We start from the raw sequence: 17,979 nt of genomic DNA, 5'->3' as shown, positions 1-17,979 counted from the left end.
CAACGCATGACGACCGTTTTCCATCGCGCTCCGCGCGTCACCTTGCCCGTTGCCGTCGCAGGCGACGGCATCGAGATCATCGACTCGACCGGCAAACGCTATATCGACGCCTGCGGCGGCGCGGCCGTTTCGTGTCTCGGCCACAGCAACCAGCGCGTGATCGACGCGATCAAGCGACAGGCGCAGCAACTGGCGTACGCGCATACGTCGTTCTTCACGACCGACGTGGCGGAGGAGCTGGCCGACCGGCTCGTCGACGCCGCGCCGGCCGGCCTCGAACACGTGTATTTCGTGTCGGGCGGCTCCGAGGCGGTCGAGGCCGCGCTGAAGCTCGCGCGCCAGTATTTCGTCGAGAAGGGCGAGCCGCAGCGCCGCCATTTCATCGCGCGGCGCCAGAGCTATCACGGCAACACGCTCGGCGCGCTCGCGATCGGCGGCAACGCATGGCGGCGCGAGCCGTTCCTGCCGCTGCTGATCGAGGCGCACCACGTGAGCCCGTGCTATGCGTATCGCGACCAGCAGGCGGGCGAAACCGACGACGCGTATGCGCAGCGCCTGGCGGACGAGCTCGAGCAGAAGATCGTCGAGCTCGGCGCGGACAACGTCGCTGCGTTCGTCGCGGAGACGGTGGTGGGCGCAACGGCCGGCGCGGTGCCGCCGGTGCGCACGTACCTGAAGAAGATTCGCGCGGTGTGCGACAAGTACGGTGTACTGCTGATCCTCGACGAGATCATGTCGGGGATGGGCCGCACGGGCTACCTGTACGCGTGCGATGAAGACGGCGTCGCTCCTGACCTGCTGACGATCGCGAAAGGGCTCGGCGCGGGCTACCAGCCGATCGGCGCGACGCTCGTCAGCGACCGGATCTACCGGACGATCGTCGACGGCTCGGGTTTCTTCCAGCATGGCCACACGTACCTCGGCCATGCGACCGCATGCGCGGCGGCGCTCGAAGTACAGCGCGTGATCGCTGAAGAGAAGCTGCTCGACAACGTGAAGGCACGCGGCGAGCAGCTGCGCGCGTCGTTGCGCGAGCATTACGGCGCACATCCGCATATCGGCGACGTGCGCGGCCGCGGGCTGTTCGTCGGCGTCGAGCTCGTGCGCGATCGCGACAGCAAGGCGACGTTCGATCCGGCACTGAAACTGCACGCGGCGGTCAAGCGCGAAGCGATGCAGCGCGGCCTGATGGTGTATCCGATGGGCGGCACGATCGATGGCGTCCACGGCGATCACATCCTGGTCGCGCCGCCTTTCATCTGTACCGCGCAGCAGATCGATACGATCGTCGAGCGGCTGTCGGGCGCGATCGGTGCGGCGCTTGCGTCGGCCGGCGCGTGAACGCATTCATCGAACCTTGTCCGGACATCGCCATGACCAACAGATTGCCTCCGTTCGATCCCGCGTCGGCCACCGATGAGCAGAAGGCCGTGCTGGCCGACATTCTCAGCGGCCCGCGCGGCAACCTGAACGGGCCGTTTCTCGGCTGGATCGCAAGCCCCGAGCTGGCGCAGCATGCGCAGAAGCTCGGCGCGTTCTGCCGCTACCGTACGGGCCTGCCACTGCGCCTGTCGGAACTCGCGATTCTCGTGACGGCCGCGCGCTGGCGCTCGCAGGCCGAGTGGCACATCCACCATCCGATCGCGCTCGACGCTGGCGTGCCGGCCGCGACGGCAGAGGCGATCCGGTGCGGCATCGAACCTGCATTCGAGTCGGACGACGATGCGTTGATCCATGCATTCGCGAGCGAACTGTACGACACGCGGCGCGTGAGCGACGCGACATTCGCGCGCGCGCAAGCGCGCTTCGGCCACGAGACCGTCGTGAATCTCGTTGCGTTGCTCGGTTACTACGCGCTCGTCGCGATGACGCTGAACACGTTCGGCATGCGTGCGGAAGGGCAGGCTGAATTGCCGTTTCCGGAGTAACGGCGGCGCATCGAAGGCGCCGGAGCAGGGCGGCGATACGTCTGACGAACGCCGCGCCGACCTGTTCCGGCACAATGCAACCAAATGTATTCGTGCGGGATCGACGGCCGATCGCCGCGTATGATGGCTTGTTCACGTCGATATGAGCGGTGAGCAAGCATGACGAGTACCCGCAAGACCTTGATGATCGCCGGTGGGCTCCTGGTCGCCGCAGCCGGCACTGCCTACGTGATGCTCCTGCGCGCGGATCACCGCGCGATCGAAGAGGCCGGCATCGGCGATTCGGCCGCGCCGGTTGCCGCGGCACCCGCGAACAACGATCACGCGGTGCAGGGCGCCATCGCGCCGCCAGCCCCGGCAGCCCAGGCCGATACGGCATCGAAGCAGGCAGCCGTTCCGCCTCCACCCGCACCCGTCCCGGCAGCACCCGCGCGTGTCAGCGCCGCACCGGCTCCCGTTCCCGTCGTCAGCGAGAAAGCGCAGCCGAGCGCGCCGCCGCCGAAGGTCAACGTCGTGACCGTCGATGCACAGGATTCGACCCCGCCGCCCGCACCCGCGCAGGTCACGCAACGCGCGCCGCGCAAGCGTGACGGCCTCGAACGCCACGCGGCCACGGCACCCTCCGCCACGCAATCCGAAACGCCGGAGACGGCCGCCCTCGTCAGGGAGTCGGCGAAGCTCGATCCGTCGTTGCCGCCGCCGCCGATGTCGTCGGTGCCGTCGAGCAGCGGTGCGTACCGGCAGGGCCGTTCGTCGTCGGGTGCGAATCCGGTTGCCGCTGCGATGACCGAGCAACTGGTCAGGGAGTCGAGCAACGTCAAGCCGCCACCGTCACCGGCGCCGGCGAACAGCGGCCCGACCGCCACCCAGTAACCGCGATCGCTTCCGGAATAAAAAGGGCCCCGCACGCCGACCAAAGCATGCGGGGCCAAGAGAGACAAACTGTTGCGCCGACGGGCTGACGCGCGTTACGCGGCGACCGCTTCCTCGGCCTGCGGCTGCGCGGCGGCAACCGGTGCAACGTCCTGCCGGATCAGGTGATCGAACGCGCCGAGCGATGCCTTCGCGCCTTCGCCCACGGCGATCACGATCTGCTTGAACGGCACCGTCGTGACGTCGCCGGCCGCGAACACGCCGGGCACCGACGTCGCGCCGCGCGCATCGACGACGATCTCGCCGTGCTTCGACAGTTCGACCGTGCCTTTCAGCCATTCGGTGTTCGGCACGAGGCCGATCTGCACGAACACGCCTTCGAGATCGATGCGCTGCGTTTCACCCGAGCGCAGATCCTTGTAGACGAGCCCGTTCAGCTTGCTGCCGTCGCCGGTCAACTCGATCGTTTGCGCCTGCGTGACGATCGTCACGTTCGGCAGGCTGCGCAGCTTGCGCTGCAGCACTTCGTCCGCGCGCAATTGCGCACCGTATTCGATCAGCGTGACTTCCTTCACGATGCCGGCGAGGTCGATCGCGGCCTCGACACCCGAGTTGCCGCCGCCGACCACCGCGACGCGCTTGCCCTTGAACAGCGGGCCGTCGCAGTGCGGGCAGTACGCGACGCCGCGGTTACGGTATTCGCGCTCGCCCGGCACGTTGATTTCGCGCCAGCGCGCGCCCGTTGCGAGGACGATCGTCTTCGCCTTCAGCACCGCGCCGTTCGCGAGGCGGATCTGGTGTACGTCGCCCGGAATCAGCGCGTCGGCGCGCTGCACGTCCATGATGTCGACGTCGTACTGCTTCACGTGCTGCTCGAGCGCGGTCGCGAATTTCGGCCCTTCGGTTTCCTGCACCGACACGAAGTTCTCGATGGCCATCGTGTCGAGCACCTGGCCGCCGAAACGCTCGGCGACGACGCCCGTCGCAATGCCCTTGCGCGCCGAGTAGATCGCCGCCGCCGCGCCTGCCGGGCCGCCGCCGACGATCAGCGTATCGAACACCGGCTTGTTCTCGAGCGACTTTGCGGCACGTGCGCTGGCGCCCGTATCGAGTTTCGCGAGGATTTCCTTCACGCTGCTGCGGCCCTGGCCGAACGATGTGCCGTTCAGGAACATCGTCGGCACGGCCATGATCTGGCGCGACTCGACTTCATCCTGGAACAGTGCGCCGTCGATCGCGACGTGACGGATGCGCGGGTTGATCAGCGACATCACGTTCAGCGCCTGCACGACTTCCGGGCAGTTCTGGCACGACAGCGAGAAGTACGTCTCGAACGTGTAATCGCCGTCGAGCGCACGGATCTGTTCGATCACGTCGTCGTCGAGCTTGATCGGGTGGCCGCCCGTCTGCAGCAGCGCGAGCACGAGCGACGTGAATTCATGGCCCATCGGGATGCCGGCGAAGCGGATGCCGGCCGGCTTGCCGGGCTCGCCGATAGAGAACGACGGCTTGCGCTCGGCGTCGTCGCGGCGTTCGGTCACGGTCACACGATCCGTCAGCGAAGCAATCTCGTTCAGCAGCGCCAGCAGTTCCTGCGATTTCGCGCTGTCGTCGAGCGAGGCGACGAGTTCGATCGGGCGCGTGATCTTTTCGAGGTACGCTTTGAGTTGGTTCTTGAGATTGGCGTCGAGCATGGCGTTTCGGATTCCGTATTGATGATTCTGGTCGGGCACGTCGTGCCGGAGGAGGGCGCGGGCCGCATGCCGCGGCGGCCCGGAATCGGGCGTCCCGCGCGCCTCGTGCGAGGCGCGCGGAGCGATCGTCAGATCTTGCCGATCAGGTCGAGCGACGGGGTCAGCGTTTCCGCACCCGGCGTCCACTTGGCCGGGCAGACTTCACCCGGGTGCGCCGCGATGTATTGCGCAGCCTGCACCTTGCGCAGCAGTTCGCCCGCGTCGCGGCCGATGCCGTTGTCGTGGATTTCGCACAGCTTGATCTCGCCTTCCGGGTTGATCACGAACGTGCCGCGCAGCGCCATTCCTTCTTCCTCGATCAGCACGTCGAAGTTGCGCGACAGCGTGAGCGTCGGGTCGCCGATCATCGGGTACTTGATCTTGCCGATCGTGTCCGACGTGTCGTGCCACGCCTTGTGCGTGAAGTGCGTGTCGGTCGACACACCGTAGATTTCGACACCCAGCTTCTGGAATTCCGCGTAACGGTCGGCGAGGTCGCCCAGCTCGGTCGGGCAGACGAACGTGAAGTCGGCCGGGTAGAACACGACGACGGACCACTTGCCCTTGAAGTTCTCTTCCGAGACGGGCACGAAATCGCCATTGTGGTAAGCGGTTGCCTTGAACGGCTTGATTTGGGTGTTGATGATCGGCATCTGGAGAATTCCTTTGCTTCAGTGGTGAGTGGAGTGTTGCCAGTATCCGGGTTCACCCTGACTTTGTGAAATTGCTTGTTTCAATCCGGGGCATCGGGAATTTCTATCTGCTTCCGGCCCTCGTTTGCGTGGGGTGCGCGGAGGGCGCTCGAGAGAGTGCGTGCGCGGGCGCTCGTTCGAGGCAAGCGTGAGGGGAGAGGGTGCACGGTCGCGAGGATCGATACCTTTTCGATCCCGATGCGAAGTGGCGTGACGCGCGATTCGGTTATGCCGTGTTCGGCGAGCGGGCCGATTTGCCGGCGAGGCACGCGCGATCCTTCTTGCAGGAGCGGTTTAGGGCAAATGCGTCGCACCGGCGCATTTGCATCGCCGCCGCGCACATCGGCTCAGACCTGATAGGGCACGCGAACGCCGGGTTCCGTGGCGGGAAAGTCTTTCGTGTTGCGCGACACGAGCAGCAGCCCGTTCACTTGCGCCGACGCCCAGACGATCGCGTCGGGCAGGCGTATGCGGCGTTCCTTGCGAATGATCACGGCGCGATTCGCCACCGTGCTGTCGAGCGCAATGACCTCGAATGACGAGAGCCATGCGCGGATCGGGGCTTCGTCGCGTGCGGACGTGCCGACCAGGACTTCCATCCACGAGATCGTGCTGATCGCACGATAGTCGTAGCGGCCCAGTTCCGCGCGGGCGGATTCCACGCCGCCCAGATAGTCGATCAGGATGTTGGTGTCGAAGAGCGCTTTTACCATTCCGAGCGCATTTCCTCCTGATACGCGAGCCCGTCGACCTTGCGATCTTTCCAGAGACCGAATACGTCGTCGGCGAGCGGGCGCTTGTGCAGGGCAATGTAGGCACTGATCGCGTCGCGAATGATGGCGGCGCGAGGACGATGTTCAGTCTCGACGATGGCGGCCAGCTCGTCGAGCTGGCCATCCGGCAGATCAACCAGAATCCGGCTCATGACAGCCTCCGATATATGATATGCATATCATATATATTCGATCGAGCGCATGCAACACTCAGGCGGCGCGGCGTCTTCGCGTAAGCCGCTGTCCGGCAACGCGGGAGGCGAGCCGCTCAAATCCCCGCCATCTTCCTCAACCATTCCGCCAGCCGCCTGGCCCCGTCCGGCATGTCCGCGTCGCCGCGCGTGCACAGGTAGTAATCGCGCCCGTCGTCGAGCGTGTGATCGAACAGCTTCACGAGTTCGCCATTCGCCAGCTCGCGTTCGACCAGCGGCGCGCGCAGCAATGCCGCGCCGAGATCCGCGCGCGCGGCGCTCAGCGTGAGCTGGCCGTCCTCGAACATCGGCCCCACCGCGTGCGACACGTGCCGCACGCCGGCGCCTTGCAGCCAGTTGACCCACGTGCTGCGATCCTCGTCGTGCACGAGCGGTGCGCGCGCGAGATCGGCCGGCGTGCGAAACGGCCCGTGGCGCTTCAGGAACGACGGGCTGCACATCGGCACCATCGCGCCCGGCAGCAGCCGCTCGCAGCGGTAGCCGGGCCAGTCGCCGGTGCCGAAGCGGATCGACAGGTCCGATGCATCGCTGCGGTAGTTGCGGTGATGCGCGTACAGCACGGTCACGTCGACGTCTGTGTTGTCGGCCAGGAACGCGTGCAGCCGCGGGATGAACCAGCCGATGCCGAGCAGCGGAATCAGGCTGACGGTGATCTGCCGCAGCGACGAGCGGTCGCGCACGAAACGCGTCGCGCTGCGCAGCACCGAGAACGCGGCGCTGATCGAGCGGTAGTAGTCGCGGCCTTCGTCGGTGAGCGCGAGCAGCCGGCCCTCGCGCACCGTCAGCGGCGTCTGGATGAACGCCTCGAGCAGCTGCAACTGATGGCTGACCGCCGACGGCGTGATGTCGAGCTCGCCCGCCGCCGCGGTGACCGACCCGAGACGCGCAAACGCTTCGAACGCACGCACCGCGCGCAGCGGCGGATCGTGCGGTAACTGTTCGATATTTTTCATGTGTCGAATTTTATCGAAAAGTCAGGGTAAGCGACAACATAAGAATATCCAGTATTTACAGGGACATAGGTTAATGTGTTGGGAACGGCATAAGCATCCAACAATTGGGTATTTAGGGTTTGGGTGCAGAATATTTAATATTTTTCATGTTTTGATCCGATTCCCCGATCCATCCCCGCACATGAAAATCGCTTTTCTTCACGCCAGCCTCGCTTTCTCGGCGGCCGCCTTGGTCGCCTCCGTTCCCGCGTTCGCGCAATCCGCGCCGCAGACGATCCTGATCGGTCTTGCCGCGCCGCTCACCGGCCCGTCCGCGCGGATCGGCAAGGATCTGCAGAACGGCGCGCAACTCGCGATCGACGACGCGAACGCGAAGCATCCGACCATCGGCGGCAAGCCGGTGGTCTACAAGCTCGTCGCGGCCGATGACCAGTCCGATCCGCGCACGGCCGTCGCGGTCGCGCAGCAGCTCGTCGACAAGCACGTGATCGGCGTCGTTGGTCACTGGAACACGGGCTGCAGCGTGCCGGCGTCGCGCGTCTACCGCGATGCGGGTATCCCGCAGATCGCGCCGGCGTCCACCGGCCATCAATACACGCAGCAGGGCTATGCGACGGCCTTCCGGATCATGGGTCACGACGATGCGGGCGGCCATTTCACCGGCGCGTACGCGGTGAAGACGCTGAAGGCGAAGCGCATCGCGGTGATCGACGATCGCACGTCGTTCGGCTCGGGCCTGGCCGACCAGTTCATCCAGGGCGTGCAGGCGAACGGCGGCGCGATCGTCGATCGCCAGTACGTGAACGACAAGACGACCGACTTCAGCGGGGTGCTGACCGCGATCAAGGGCAAGCGCGCGGATCTCGTGTTCTTCGGTGGTCTCGATGCGCAGGCTGCGCCGATCGCGCGCCGGATGCGCCAGCTCGGCGTGAACGCACCGCTGCTCGGCGCGGGCGGCTTCGTGAGCCAGACCTTCCTGTCGCTCGCGGGCAAGGACGGCGACGGCGTGACGGCGCTCGAACCGGGCTTGCCGCTCGACCGGATGCCGGGCGGCAAGGCATTCGACACGCAATACCAGGCGCGCTTCCGCGCCCCGATCGAACTACATGCGCCGTTCGCGTACGACGCGGCCGCCACGTTGATCGCGGCCGCACAGAAGGCCGGCACGACGCAACCGGCGAAGCTGGTCGCGGCAGTGCGTGCGATCGACCGGCCCGGCGTGACGGGGCGGATCGCGTTCGATGCCGAAGGCAACCTGAAGGACCCGGCCTTCACGATCTACCAGGTGCGCGGCGGCAAGTGGGCCGTCGTCGACGTGCTCGGCGGCTCGCGCACCGCGACCAAGTAGACGACCCGGCGCGACACAACGATCAAGCGACCAAGACGATCCCCATGACCGACACCACCCATCCATCCGCCGCCGCCGAGGACTCGCGCCTCGGGATCCTCGCGCGGCGCCGCATCGAAGCGGAAATCATCAAGCCCATCTACGAGATCATGAAGCGCGAGTTCGGCGCCGAGCGCGCGCAGGCCGTGATCGCGGAAGCCGTGCGCGGCGCGGCGGTCGACGCCGGCCGCACGTTCGCCGCGCAGGAGCCTGGCGGCACGAGCGTGAAGTCGTTCATCGCGCTGCAGGTGTTGTGGGAGAAGGACGACGCGCTCGACGTCGAGGTGCGGCGCGCGGACGACGCGCATTACGACTACGACGTGCATCGCTGCAGCTACGCGGAGATGTATCACGCGATGGGGCTCGGCGAGATCGGGCACCTGCTGAGCTGCGCGCGCGACAGTTATTTCATCCAGGGCTATGCGCCGGACATTGCGCTCACGCGTACGAGCACGATCATGCAGGGTGGCAAGCGCTGCGATTTCCGTTACGCGCGGCAAGCCGCGCCGGAGAACGGCGATGCGTGACGACAACGCAATGGCCGAGCGCGTGAGCGCGCCGCGCGTCGACGGCGACCGCCTGTGGGCGTCGCTCGACCGGATGGCGCAGATCGGCGCGACGCCGAAGGGCGGCGTCTGCCGTCTTGCGCTGACCGATCTCGATCGCGAATCGCGCGACCTGTTCGTGCAATGGGCGCAAGACGCCGGCTGCACGGTACGCGTGGACCAGATGGGCAACGTGTTCGCGCGCCGCGCGGGGCGCAATCCCGGCGCCGCGCCGGTCATGACCGGCTCGCACGCCGATTCGCAGCCGACGGGCGGCCGCTACGACGGCATCTACGGTGTGCTCGGCGGGCTCGAGGTCGTGCGCGCGCTGAACGACGCGGGCATCGAGACCGAGCGCCCGATCGACGTCGTGATCTGGACCAACGAGGAAGGTTCGCGCTTCGCGCCGGCGATGGTGTCGGCCGGCGTGTTTTCGGGCGTCTATACGCTCGAATACGGGCTGTCGCGCACCGACGGCACGGGCCGGACGATCGGCGAGGAACTGGCGCGAATCGGCTATGCGGGCGCGGAGCCCGTCGGCGGCTATCCGGTGCACGCGGCGTACGAGTTGCATATCGAACAGGGCGCGATTCTCGAGCGGGCCGGCAAGACGATCGGCGTCGTGACGGCCGGGCAGGGGCAGCGCTGGTACGAGGTGACGCTCACCGGTGTCGATGCGCACGCGGGCACGACACCGATGGAGTTTCGTCGCGATGCGCTGGTTGGCGCCGCGCGGATGATCTCGTTCGTCGAGGTGCTCGGCCGCCGTTACGCGCCGTACGCGCGCGCGACGGTCGGGATGATCGAGGCGCGGCCGAACTCGCGCAATACCGTGCCGGGCGGCTGCTTCTTCACGGTCGAATTCCGCCATCCCGACGACGCGGTGCTCGACGAACTGGACGCGGCGCTGCGCGCGGAACTCGCGCGCGTGACCGACGAAACGGGCCTCGGCGCGCAGATCGAGCAGATCTTCACGTATGCGCCGATCCCGTTCGCGGCGCGCTGCATCGACACGGTGCGCGATGCGGCACGGGCGCTCGGGCTGTCGCACATGGATATCGTGTCCGGCGCGGGTCATGACGCGTGCTATGTGGCGCGCGTTGCACCGACGGGGATGATCTTCGTGCCGTGCGTCGACGGGCTGAGCCACAACGAGGCCGAAGCGATTACGCCCGAGTGGGCGGCGGCGGGCGCCGACGTGCTGTTGCATGCGGTGCTGCGGAGCGCGCAGGAAACCTGAGCGCGATGCTTGCGGTCCGGCAGGAGGTTGTACGCCGGGCCGCGCCGATTCTCGCCTGATGATGGAAGCGCGCGGTCCGTTTCAGGCAGGCGGCGAGTGCAGATCGATGTATCGCAGGATTATGTTGAATCTAGCTGTGCTGAAGAACAGTCTAAGCCAGCCCGTGTTAACCACGGCAAGGTTTACCAGTCGTTTTACCCCTGGCAGGGCTTGGGTAGCTGGCAGATGCAGCCAGACTACGAACCGCTCAAAGTCTAGCTTAGCAGATGTCATTTCCCCCTCTGTATCGGCGTCTACTACTCGCGCCCTACGCGAACTGGTTATGGTGAAGCGTAGGTGCCAAGTAGGTGTCTGTGCGCTGACTGAACGGAAACGGTCGACGAAGTCTCAGGCATTAATTTCAGCCGGTATCTTGAGGGGCCGCAGAGCTGCAGGTCGCTAATGCCCGAGGATCAAGCTTGGTTCTAGCTAATCGATTGATGCAATAGGACCAGTCGCCATTTAGCTACTGCGCCATCGAGTTATGCAACAGCCAATGACGCTCGGTGGGCTTGATTCTGAGCATTGCGATACGGTTTAGCGAAATGCAACAGCAATCTCCGTTGGTTGGACACGTCGCACCTCATTGATTAGGCCAGTGCCAAGAAGCCAGCCAAGAGTTTTTTTAGCTGTAGCGCATCGTCATCAGGCTCCAGTTCGAACGTGCCGACCTCGAACGCGGCATGGAATGCAGCTTCTGCCAGCCATGGTGCCCCGCCTTGGCGGGGAAGCAACAGATACGACCCGCAAGGTCGTTCGCCTCGCCATCGGAGACTGTCTCGGTAGATATGCGCCGACTGCATTGCGTCAAGGACATTCAGTCGGCTGGCTCGGTACTTGGCGTCTAACACCAGGAAGCGCCGGCCGCGCGACGACTCGGAAGTCAGCACCAGATCGGGCTCTCGTAAACGCGACAGGCTTTTGAAACCTGACCTGCTTGGTTGATCCCAAGCAGGAAAGGTCGGTTGAAGATGGATCGCAATGGCTGCATCGGCTACTTTTCCGCACACCCGCAGGCCGACCGTAGCGGAGTCATTGGAGTCGACTCTCCAACCCGCAACGGGCGATATTGCCTCAAGCAATTTCCACACCCTGAGGAAGCACCACCGCTCGAATACCTCCCAGGTTGGGCTGATTGGCAATGGATCGGAATGGGTGTCCCCCAGGATTCCTGTTTGCAAAGCTTTCCATGCCAGTTGGAAGGCGCGGGCATAGTTCGGCTGTGCCGATATGGCATTCAGACCGGCTGCAGTGATCTCGGGGCGTGTCACGACGCTCAAAACAGGAGAGCTTTGGAGTTGTCGTAAAGCGTCAACGAATTCCCGCAAGATGTGTAGACGACGCGGAACCTTTACTGTGAGCGAATCGTCGGCACTATTAATGGCGCCTGCAAAGCGTCGGCATAGCGCGGTAGCCTGATTTGCGAGTCGGTCGACCATGACTGCAATAACGCGATTTGCGGCGTTGTCAAACGTGTGTTCCGAATGCGGTACGTTGATGTGCGATGGCGCGTCCGTGGAGGTAACCTCCAAACCGAGTATCTGGCCAACGAACCGGCTACGGGCCAGTTCCCGCACGGTAGTGGTGTCGAGTCGCCGCGCTTGATGAGGCATGACGTTGAGACGATCCCGGCGCAGGTGTGACAATGGGCGGGAGCAGATCGCTTGCAAAGCGGCAAGCGCAATCGGGCCGTAGCGGCGCAAGCGGGAGTAGATGATCTCCAGCGAAGTCGTATCATCCTCATTCCCGAATGCTGACCAGCTCGCGCCTGCACCAAGGAGTAATTCTGGTTTGAACGCCAGGATCTCGTCGATCATGCGCAGGAATTGCGGATGGCCGACCTTATCTGGTGACGGTCCGACGTCCAAGCTGTAGGTTCCGTGGAGTTGCCCCGGATCGTCCAGTACTTCTGCTACGACGCGTCCTGCATAGAAGCCGGGACACCAGAGAAACGTATTGTGGGCGGGTTGCCGTTCTAATGGCGTGTCATCGATGAGCACGTGGGAGCCAGGGCTTGCGATGCGGATAACGTATGTCTCTGACTCCACAAAGCCTGTAGCGGTAGCGCCAACTGGTATGTCCCATGACTGCCCACTCTCGTGACTGACTCGGAGCATGGTAGATTCATCTCCAGAAACGAACGCTGCCAAGTCTTGCAAGATCGTCCGAAAGCTGAGCCACTTTGTGCTCGGAGACAATGCACTTTGCTTCTCCAAGCAGTTTGGCGGTGTCCGTCAGCGCTTTGCGCAGCCGATCACCGTCTTCACCGCGGATCTTGGGTAGCACCTTGGCGTATACGGCCTGATCGACGGCCTCAAGAAATTCGATTGCGCCTCCGGCGAGCGCTGCCCGGACGTACCCGATTACGTCGCCGATCGTGCGCCAGCCGAAATGCAGGCGCGCTGGCGACAAGGCACTACCTAGCTGCTTCATCAGCAGCCTGAGTTGCGCAACGTGCGTAGCATCGAGTCCGCTTGTTTCCCAGGCCGGATACGATTCGGTATCGATGTCCCAAAACTCGATGACGGCAGCACGGTCGAGTACCTTGTCGCTCAATCCGTGCGTCGTCTCGTCCATGTTGACAGTGCCGATGATCAAGAGGTTTGACGGGTATGAAATGTTGGGCGGAATTTCGTCAACAGCGTCATCCTGTGCATGCAGTTCGATCTGCCCCCCTGTTTCCATCGCTGAAAGCAATGGAGCGAAGTATTGCTCCGGATGAGAGAGATTCATCTCGTCCAGTATCACGGTGTAGGGACGATCCGGATCGCGGACTGCATCCAAAACGAAATTCAGGAATCCTGTTCGTATGTATCGATCGGTGTTCAGAGGGTTCACATATCCTAAAAGCGCAGTGGGATCGTGCCAACCAGGTTGTACGGGCAAAACATAGACTCCACCCGATTCGGATGGCGATGCTTTGCTCCAGAGCGCAGTGGCATAGCTGCGAGCCAATTGGGTTTTTCCAGCACCGCTAAGACCCGTCAGTATTACAAAATGACGACGATCATGGCTCCATAGCGCGGCGTCGAGCTGAGCCACCATTTTGCGGCTGAATACAAGGTCGTTTGGAAAATTCGCAAGAAGTTGGTCCACGGTGGGTCGTTCGAAGACGACCGGTATGAATTCAACCGACTGTGATGTCGCTGTGGGCGGCGAGACAGGTGTTCCCTCGAGCCTGCCGGGTTCCCAATAGATTCTGCTTGCCCATTCTTGACCGCGAGGTGTCAGTGACATTGACTTGCCCGAGGTGAAGTCCGCCAAGCCAATAGCACGCAGCCATGAGATCAATGCGGTCGGAGCAAAGTTGGTGGTCCAGCCGGGGTTGACCTGCCGCAGATCGGCGATCAACGTCTTGTGCTCTCGAGGTCCTTTACGCAAAAGATAGAGCAGGTTGTCGAAGCCGAGGATTTGGGTTAGTAACCATTCAGACAGATCGTCTGGATCCTCCGATTCCAGAAAAGCCGCGCCTCTCGATGTCAGAACCAGTTGATCGCCTTCTGCGGCAAGAACTCCCCATTCGGCGATGAGCGCGTTGATGTTGGTGTTGACCGAGCTCGGAGCCAGCTTGGGGTTAACCGAGCGAACGTGTTCGCGGAAATCCTCACGTGAACAACCATCTTTCACGAATTGCAGCATCGCGAGGATAGACGCTACCGCACCCCCGATGGCCAGCATGCCACGTCGTCGTCGACTGGCCGGCAGCGGTCGAAGCTGTATCTGTCCAGGTGTGTCGCCAGCTTCCACGGTGACCCCTTCTGCTACCTGCTTGTCACTGCCCTTAAGAAGTAGCCAGGGAAGCTTGAGTCGAGTCAGTTCAGGCGGCTCGTCGGAGGGGATTAGAATCTCGGACCAGATACCGTCAAGGCGATCCAGGACCCGCTGATGGAGCACCGCCAGCCCATCCCGTGCTTTACCCACGCCTAACGCCTTGGCGAGGCGCACAAGAGCATCGAAATCGGCGAGGCTCGTGAAATGTTTCGGTTGTAGGGCGGCAAAAACTCGGGTCAACTTGAGTCTGGGAACACGTGATTCAAGCTGCCGAATTCGATCGGCTGTTGCATCCCACAGACGCTGCAACTCATTCGTGATACCTTGACTTGCCTGGGTAGCTTCAAGGGTTCTTGCTTCCCAGAATATGTCAATGATTGTTTGATCCGTCCAAAACGTCTTCGTTGGAACAAACCCTTGGCCTGTCGCGGAAATCGCTTCGCTTTCCCATAGCTCGCGCTGAAAGGCTGCGGTTCGAAAGTCGTGTTCTGTTGCCGCTTGTACTTTGTCGAGGTGTGTGGACAGATTTTCTGTCCATTTTTGGTAGCTTGGCGTGTTTCGCCGAGCTGCGAGCGCCTGGTTGGAGGCTGCGATCAGGTCGGTGTCGTTAACGAGATTCATTCGTTATCCCCGTATTTCTGGTTAGTTTGCATGCTGGAATCGCGGCGAAGGCCGTGGTATCCCCGATCCTCGATCAGAGTTTAGCTCTGAAGTTGTTCTTCGGCGCGGGCGCGCTTTTCGGCTTTCCGGTACTGGCGGGCTTGCTCCTGTTAGGCCGCTGTCCGCGTTCCTGCTCTACGCGAGAGAACTCGTCGCGGGCGAGGCCACCGACGGCATGCTTGATCACGTCGATCGTCAGCTGATTCGAGCACCGAAACCATTCCTTTCCCTTGCGGTGTTTGCGCAGGTACAGGTGGACGTCCTGTTCGACAGCGTGTGCGTCCGGTACAAGGAGCGAGTATTCAAAATCACCATGGGGTAGGGCGCATGGGTTCCGTTGTGCTGCGCCGCACGTTCGCCGGGCGTGCCGGTGGTGAAGCCTACCTTGACTAGGCCGAGCATCGCCTTGTTCTACGTCTCGTAGACGTAGCCTTCCACGGTTCCTTCTGCTGGGGTGGAGTTCAGTGCAGGTTGTCCGCGGCCTGCCAAATCGTAGCGAGCTGGGTGTGGCCATGTACCTTAGCCTGGGCGGCGGCCACGAGTGCGTTGTGCAGCGGGGGCAGCACGGCGTTGTACGCCGCCACGGCACGTGCGAGGCCCTTGCATGGACCCATGTCCGGGATCACGTTGCCGACCTTCACGGTGTTCCCGTCTAGGCAGGTCCCACGCCACTGCGAGATGCGGGCGTTGAGGGCGTTCTCGGCCTTCATTTCATCGGACTGCGCCCGGTCGATCGAATCGTCCGCGATCGAGATCTGCGACTTGTCGACACCCATCTGACCAACGATCACCTCGGCCTGGCCCTGCGCAACACCGTTGCCGGTGGCTTCGAGGCGTTGGGCGCGATCAAGCTTTGCCTGCTCGACGGTCACGGCGTGCTCGTAGTAGGCCAGCGCCCGGGGCAGGCGTTCGAGGTGCTGGTGTGCACTGGCGACGAAGCGGTTCAGGCTGTCGGTGAGAGCGCTAACTTGGCGGTTGAGCTGATCGACCTGCTGGCTCCGTTGGCGCGCGGCGATGATCGGCTGGCCGGCCTGGTTGAGCAGAGCGACCACTGTGTCGAAATCGGGAGGCTGCCCTTTGGCGAAGTGCTCGACACCGGTTTGGGCACCGTTGCCCACCGAGAGGTCGATCCCACTTGCGGTCACGGTCCCGCTGAAGTTTTGCCCAATGGGCAAGGGCGTTTCGAGGACAGTGAGAGTGATGCTATTCCCATCGACCGCCCCCGACACGTTGGCGCTGCGCGACGCCAAGGTGCCATCGTTGTTCAGCCCGGCATGGCGCAGCGTGCCGGTGAAGCGATGGTCGGGCGTCTCGGTGATTTGGAGGAGATCCGCCTGGTTGCCGAAGTGGGCCACATACGCCCCGGAAACGGAGCGGTCACCGCACCCGCCGAGGAGGAGGATGCTCCCCACAATCGCCGTCAGGCATCTCGCCAGGCCCAGGCCTTTGCGTTGTTGATCCGTCATCCCGCCCCCGATCTCGGATGGTCTTTCCGCGTTGTCTACGCAGTATACCGCCACGACATTTTGACCGATGGATGGATTGGCGAGACGAGGGTAGACCGCTAAGTCGTCAAAAATCGAGCTATTCCGATGGCGTATGGCCGTCCTGGGACGAGGCGAGCATGAGCTTCACGTGTCGCCGCATCACATGGAACGCGGTATCGGTGCGCCCCGGCATCGCCACCGGCGGGCCATCGGCCGCAAAGCCGAGCTTCTCGTAGAACCGGTATGCCGATTCGCGTGCCGTGCACCACACGAGCGCGGCCCCGCGTGCTTGCGCGTGCCGCACGCAAACCTGCACCAGCACGCGCCCGAAGCCCATTCCGCGAACGGCGGGATGGACGGCCATCCCCCGAAGCCGCCACGCCGGCCGCGCATGATCGTCGTCGCGCAACTCCTCACAGAGCGACGCAACGGCGACGATGCCCGACGCGTCGCGGACGCCGACATGCAGTGTCGTCGGCGCATGGTCACCGGCCAGTTCGCACGCGCCCAGATCGCCATTCAGCAGGATCATTGCCCGGAGCGGGTGCGTCTGCGCGGCGTCGATCGGTGCGATGGTGAACAGCGTGTCGCCTGACGTCATCAACGTTCCTTGAGTGATTCGATTTTGCCGCGCGTTACCGGCCGGCCTTGCGCCGCGCCATATACGCGAGATACGCGACGATCTGGTCGAGTTCACGGTCGCTCAACTGGTCGGGCGGAAACGCCGGCATGCTGCGGCCCGGCCAGTCGCGCACCGATGCCGGGTTACGGATATAGCGGCGCAGCGCGGCGGGCTGGAAGTAGTCGACCGGGTTCATCGGTGCATTCAGGTCGGGGCCGGCATGGCTGCTGCCCGCACCGTCGAGGCGGTGGCATGCGAGGCATTGCGTGACGAACAGGCGCTGGCCCGCGCGAGCCGGATCGTTCACCGGCAACGCGGCATCGACGGCGAGCGACGGCCAGCGCGCGAGCGGCGACGACTCGATCGTGATGCGCACGATCTGGTACGGCCACTGCTCGCCGCGCACCGACGACGCGTCCGGCCCGAGCCAGACCAGATAGAACGGCCCGGCGCTGACCTGCTTGCCGGGCAGCTTCGGCCACGGATGCGCGGGATCCTCGATCGCGAGCCACGGGACGGCGCCGGCCGGCGTGCGCCGGCGCACGAGATCCAGCGGCAGTTGCGCGGCGAAGCCGTCGGCCGCTCGGGTCTCGAGCACCCCGTCGGCCGGCAGCGGCGTGTCGCCGAGCAGTGCGGCGAACGGCACCGCGCGGAACGTCATCGGCCGGCCGTATGCGATGTCGCGCGGCACCTGGATGTCGGTGGCATCGGGGCGCGCGAGCAGCGTCTGCCGGGTGAGGGCGCGGGCCGTGCCGTCCGTCTCGAGTTCAAGCGCGGACTGCGCCGACGCGCGTTGTCCGATCAGGCATACCGTCAGCAGCAAAAGCGAAAACCACCGGCGCTTCAGCATTCGTTCTCCGGAAAAGGGCGTTCCGGCCGCGACAGGAGGCGCACGCCGCGGCCGATGGAAGGAATCGGGCGACAGTCTATCCGGTACGCGCGGCGCTGGCGACTGCGGCGCGGGAAGGGGCGGCCGCGACCGGACGGATCGACCACCGCGTGCGCGGCGATCGGGGGGCGGGACGGATGGGGCGTCGCGCGGCGCGGCCCGGGCGCGACGGGGC

The 17,979-nt window shown here is 64.1% G+C and carries 17 protein-coding genes; 6 read left to right on the top strand and 11 right to left on the bottom strand.

Translation table 11 applies throughout. From position 1 onward, the window contains the following. The first annotated feature begins 6 nt into the window (after nucleotides 1-6). From ACPTTC_RS27485 to ACPTTC_RS27475, 3 genes are all read left to right on the top strand, one after another. Nucleotides 7-1,341: an aspartate aminotransferase family protein gene (locus ACPTTC_RS27485; RefSeq protein ID WP_423394735.1), complete on the top strand. Its 1,335-nt coding sequence runs from the start codon at nucleotides 7-9 to the stop codon at nucleotides 1,339-1,341. 32 nt (nucleotides 1,342-1,373) lie between these two features. Beyond that, complete coding sequence (locus ACPTTC_RS27480; protein WP_423394734.1) at nucleotides 1,374-1,928, top strand: carboxymuconolactone decarboxylase family protein; 555 nt, start codon at nucleotides 1,374-1,376, stop codon at nucleotides 1,926-1,928. 159 nt (nucleotides 1,929-2,087) lie between these two features. After that, on the top strand, nucleotides 2,088-2,801 hold the full coding sequence (locus ACPTTC_RS27475) for an extensin (RefSeq protein ID WP_423394733.1): 714 nt from the start codon (nucleotides 2,088-2,090) through the stop codon (nucleotides 2,799-2,801). Nucleotides 2,802-2,896: 95 nt separating this feature from the next. Here ACPTTC_RS27475 and ahpF read toward each other — a convergent pair whose 3' ends face one another. The 5 genes from ahpF to ACPTTC_RS27450 all read right to left on the bottom strand — a co-directional run bounded on the left by ahpF (nucleotide 2,897) and on the right by ACPTTC_RS27450 (nucleotide 7,164). Continuing rightward, nucleotides 2,897-4,495: an alkyl hydroperoxide reductase subunit F gene (gene ahpF / locus ACPTTC_RS27470; protein WP_423394732.1), complete on the bottom strand. Its 1,599-nt coding sequence runs from the start codon at nucleotides 4,493-4,495 to the stop codon at nucleotides 2,897-2,899. Nucleotides 4,496-4,623: 128 nt separating this feature from the next. After that, nucleotides 4,624-5,187: an alkyl hydroperoxide reductase subunit C gene (gene ahpC / locus ACPTTC_RS27465; protein WP_006488685.1), complete on the bottom strand. Its 564-nt coding sequence runs from the start codon at nucleotides 5,185-5,187 to the stop codon at nucleotides 4,624-4,626. Nucleotides 5,188-5,573: 386 nt separating this feature from the next. Further along, on the bottom strand, nucleotides 5,574-5,939 hold the full coding sequence (locus ACPTTC_RS27460) for a type II toxin-antitoxin system VapC family toxin (protein WP_423394731.1): 366 nt from the start codon (nucleotides 5,937-5,939) through the stop codon (nucleotides 5,574-5,576). Next, complete coding sequence (locus ACPTTC_RS27455) at nucleotides 5,933-6,151, bottom strand: ribbon-helix-helix protein, CopG family (RefSeq protein ID WP_175950590.1); 219 nt, start codon at nucleotides 6,149-6,151, stop codon at nucleotides 5,933-5,935. Before ACPTTC_RS27455 ends, ACPTTC_RS27460 begins: the two co-directional genes overlap by 7 nt. 116 nt (nucleotides 6,152-6,267) lie before the next feature. Continuing rightward, the gene (locus tag ACPTTC_RS27450) at nucleotides 6,268-7,164 is read right to left on the bottom strand and encodes a LysR substrate-binding domain-containing protein (protein WP_423394730.1); all 897 of its coding nucleotides are present in this window, start codon (nucleotides 7,162-7,164) and stop codon (nucleotides 6,268-6,270) included. Between the two features lie 181 nt (nucleotides 7,165-7,345). On the opposite strand from ACPTTC_RS27450, the gene ACPTTC_RS27445 reads away from it, so the two are divergent. Genes ACPTTC_RS27445 through ACPTTC_RS27435 form a run of 3 tightly spaced genes read left to right on the top strand, consistent with a single transcriptional unit; the run spans nucleotide 7,346 to nucleotide 10,336 of the window. Next, nucleotides 7,346-8,512: a branched-chain amino acid ABC transporter substrate-binding protein gene (locus tag ACPTTC_RS27445; protein WP_423394729.1), complete on the top strand. Its 1,167-nt coding sequence runs from the start codon at nucleotides 7,346-7,348 to the stop codon at nucleotides 8,510-8,512. A 44-nt stretch (nucleotides 8,513-8,556) separates the two neighbouring features. Then, on the top strand, nucleotides 8,557-9,078 hold the full coding sequence (locus ACPTTC_RS27440) for an L-2-amino-thiazoline-4-carboxylic acid hydrolase (protein WP_423394728.1): 522 nt from the start codon (nucleotides 8,557-8,559) through the stop codon (nucleotides 9,076-9,078). After that, nucleotides 9,071-10,336 (top strand): Zn-dependent hydrolase, encoded by a 1,266-nt coding sequence (locus ACPTTC_RS27435; protein WP_423394727.1) that lies wholly within the window; start codon nucleotides 9,071-9,073, stop codon nucleotides 10,334-10,336. Before ACPTTC_RS27440 ends, ACPTTC_RS27435 begins: the two co-directional genes overlap by 8 nt. Nucleotides 10,337-10,965: 629 nt before the next feature. On the opposite strand, the gene ACPTTC_RS27430 is transcribed toward ACPTTC_RS27435, so the two are convergent. The 6 genes from ACPTTC_RS27430 to ACPTTC_RS27405 all read right to left on the bottom strand — a co-directional run bounded on the left by ACPTTC_RS27430 (nucleotide 10,966) and on the right by ACPTTC_RS27405 (nucleotide 17,765). After that, nucleotides 10,966-12,375 (bottom strand): DUF2357 domain-containing protein, encoded by a 1,410-nt coding sequence (locus ACPTTC_RS27430; protein WP_423394726.1) that lies wholly within the window; start codon nucleotides 12,373-12,375, stop codon nucleotides 10,966-10,968. Between the two features lie 124 nt (nucleotides 12,376-12,499). Continuing rightward, a complete protein-coding gene (locus ACPTTC_RS27425) occupies nucleotides 12,500-14,767 on the bottom strand; it encodes an McrB family protein (RefSeq protein WP_423394725.1) in 2,268 nt (755 codons plus the stop codon). A gap of 73 nt (nucleotides 14,768-14,840) precedes the next feature. Beyond that, nucleotides 14,841-15,320: a GIY-YIG nuclease family protein gene (locus ACPTTC_RS27420; protein ID WP_423394724.1), complete on the bottom strand. Its 480-nt coding sequence runs from the start codon at nucleotides 15,318-15,320 to the stop codon at nucleotides 14,841-14,843. Continuing rightward, nucleotides 15,268-16,272: a hypothetical protein gene (locus tag ACPTTC_RS27415; RefSeq protein WP_423394723.1), complete on the bottom strand. Its 1,005-nt coding sequence runs from the start codon at nucleotides 16,270-16,272 to the stop codon at nucleotides 15,268-15,270. Before ACPTTC_RS27415 ends, ACPTTC_RS27420 begins: the two co-directional genes overlap by 53 nt. Nucleotides 16,273-16,390: 118 nt before the next feature. After that, complete coding sequence (locus ACPTTC_RS27410; protein WP_423394722.1) at nucleotides 16,391-16,894, bottom strand: GNAT family N-acetyltransferase; 504 nt, start codon at nucleotides 16,892-16,894, stop codon at nucleotides 16,391-16,393. A 34-nt stretch (nucleotides 16,895-16,928) separates the two neighbouring features. Beyond that, nucleotides 16,929-17,765 carry a c-type cytochrome gene (locus ACPTTC_RS27405; RefSeq protein WP_423394721.1) on the bottom strand — a complete coding sequence of 279 codons (837 nt, stop codon included), beginning with the start codon at nucleotides 17,763-17,765 and terminating at the stop codon, nucleotides 16,929-16,931. Nucleotides 17,766-17,979: the final 214 nt, after the last annotated feature.

The organism is Burkholderia mycopellens (genome assembly GCF_964265025.1).
Classification (GTDB): domain Bacteria; phylum Pseudomonadota; class Gammaproteobacteria; order Burkholderiales; family Burkholderiaceae; genus Burkholderia.
Note: the sequence above shows the minus strand (reverse complement) of the source record. Positions and strands in the feature narration are given on the sequence as shown.

Excerpts from the sequence above, each read along its gene's own strand:
- ACPTTC_RS27435 (WP_423394727.1), top strand. The coding sequence starts at position 9,071 with ATGCGTGACGACAACGCAATGGCCGAGCGCGTGAGCGCGCCGCGCGTC.
- ACPTTC_RS27475 (WP_423394733.1), top strand. The coding sequence starts at position 2,088 with ATGACGAGTACCCGCAAGACCTTGATGATCGCCGGTGGGCTCCTGGTC.
- ahpC (WP_006488685.1), bottom strand. The coding sequence starts at position 5,187 with ATGCCGATCATCAACACCCAAATCAAGCCGTTCAAGGCAACCGCTTAC.
- ACPTTC_RS27440 (WP_423394728.1), top strand. The coding sequence starts at position 8,557 with ATGACCGACACCACCCATCCATCCGCCGCCGCCGAGGACTCGCGCCTC.
- ACPTTC_RS27485 (WP_423394735.1), top strand. The coding sequence starts at position 7 with ATGACGACCGTTTTCCATCGCGCTCCGCGCGTCACCTTGCCCGTTGCC.
- ACPTTC_RS27455 (WP_175950590.1), bottom strand. The coding sequence starts at position 6,151 with ATGAGCCGGATTCTGGTTGATCTGCCGGATGGCCAGCTCGACGAGCTG.
- ACPTTC_RS27425 (WP_423394725.1), bottom strand. The coding sequence starts at position 14,767 with ATGAATCTCGTTAACGACACCGACCTGATCGCAGCCTCCAACCAGGCG.
- ACPTTC_RS27460 (WP_423394731.1), bottom strand. The coding sequence starts at position 5,939 with ATGGTAAAAGCGCTCTTCGACACCAACATCCTGATCGACTATCTGGGC.
- ACPTTC_RS27410 (WP_423394722.1), bottom strand. The coding sequence starts at position 16,894 with ATGACGTCAGGCGACACGCTGTTCACCATCGCACCGATCGACGCCGCG.
- ACPTTC_RS27450 (WP_423394730.1), bottom strand. The coding sequence starts at position 7,164 with ATGAAAAATATCGAACAGTTACCGCACGATCCGCCGCTGCGCGCGGTG.
- ACPTTC_RS27415 (WP_423394723.1), bottom strand. The coding sequence starts at position 16,272 with ATGACGGATCAACAACGCAAAGGCCTGGGCCTGGCGAGATGCCTGACG.
- ACPTTC_RS27420 (WP_423394724.1), bottom strand. The coding sequence starts at position 15,320 with ATGGCCACACCCAGCTCGCTACGATTTGGCAGGCCGCGGACAACCTGC.
- ACPTTC_RS27405 (WP_423394721.1), bottom strand. The coding sequence starts at position 17,765 with ATGCTGAAGCGCCGGTGGTTTTCGCTTTTGCTGCTGACGGTATGCCTG.
- ahpF (WP_423394732.1), bottom strand. The coding sequence starts at position 4,495 with ATGCTCGACGCCAATCTCAAGAACCAACTCAAAGCGTACCTCGAAAAG.
- ACPTTC_RS27445 (WP_423394729.1), top strand. The coding sequence starts at position 7,346 with ATGAAAATCGCTTTTCTTCACGCCAGCCTCGCTTTCTCGGCGGCCGCC.
- ACPTTC_RS27480 (WP_423394734.1), top strand. The coding sequence starts at position 1,374 with ATGACCAACAGATTGCCTCCGTTCGATCCCGCGTCGGCCACCGATGAG.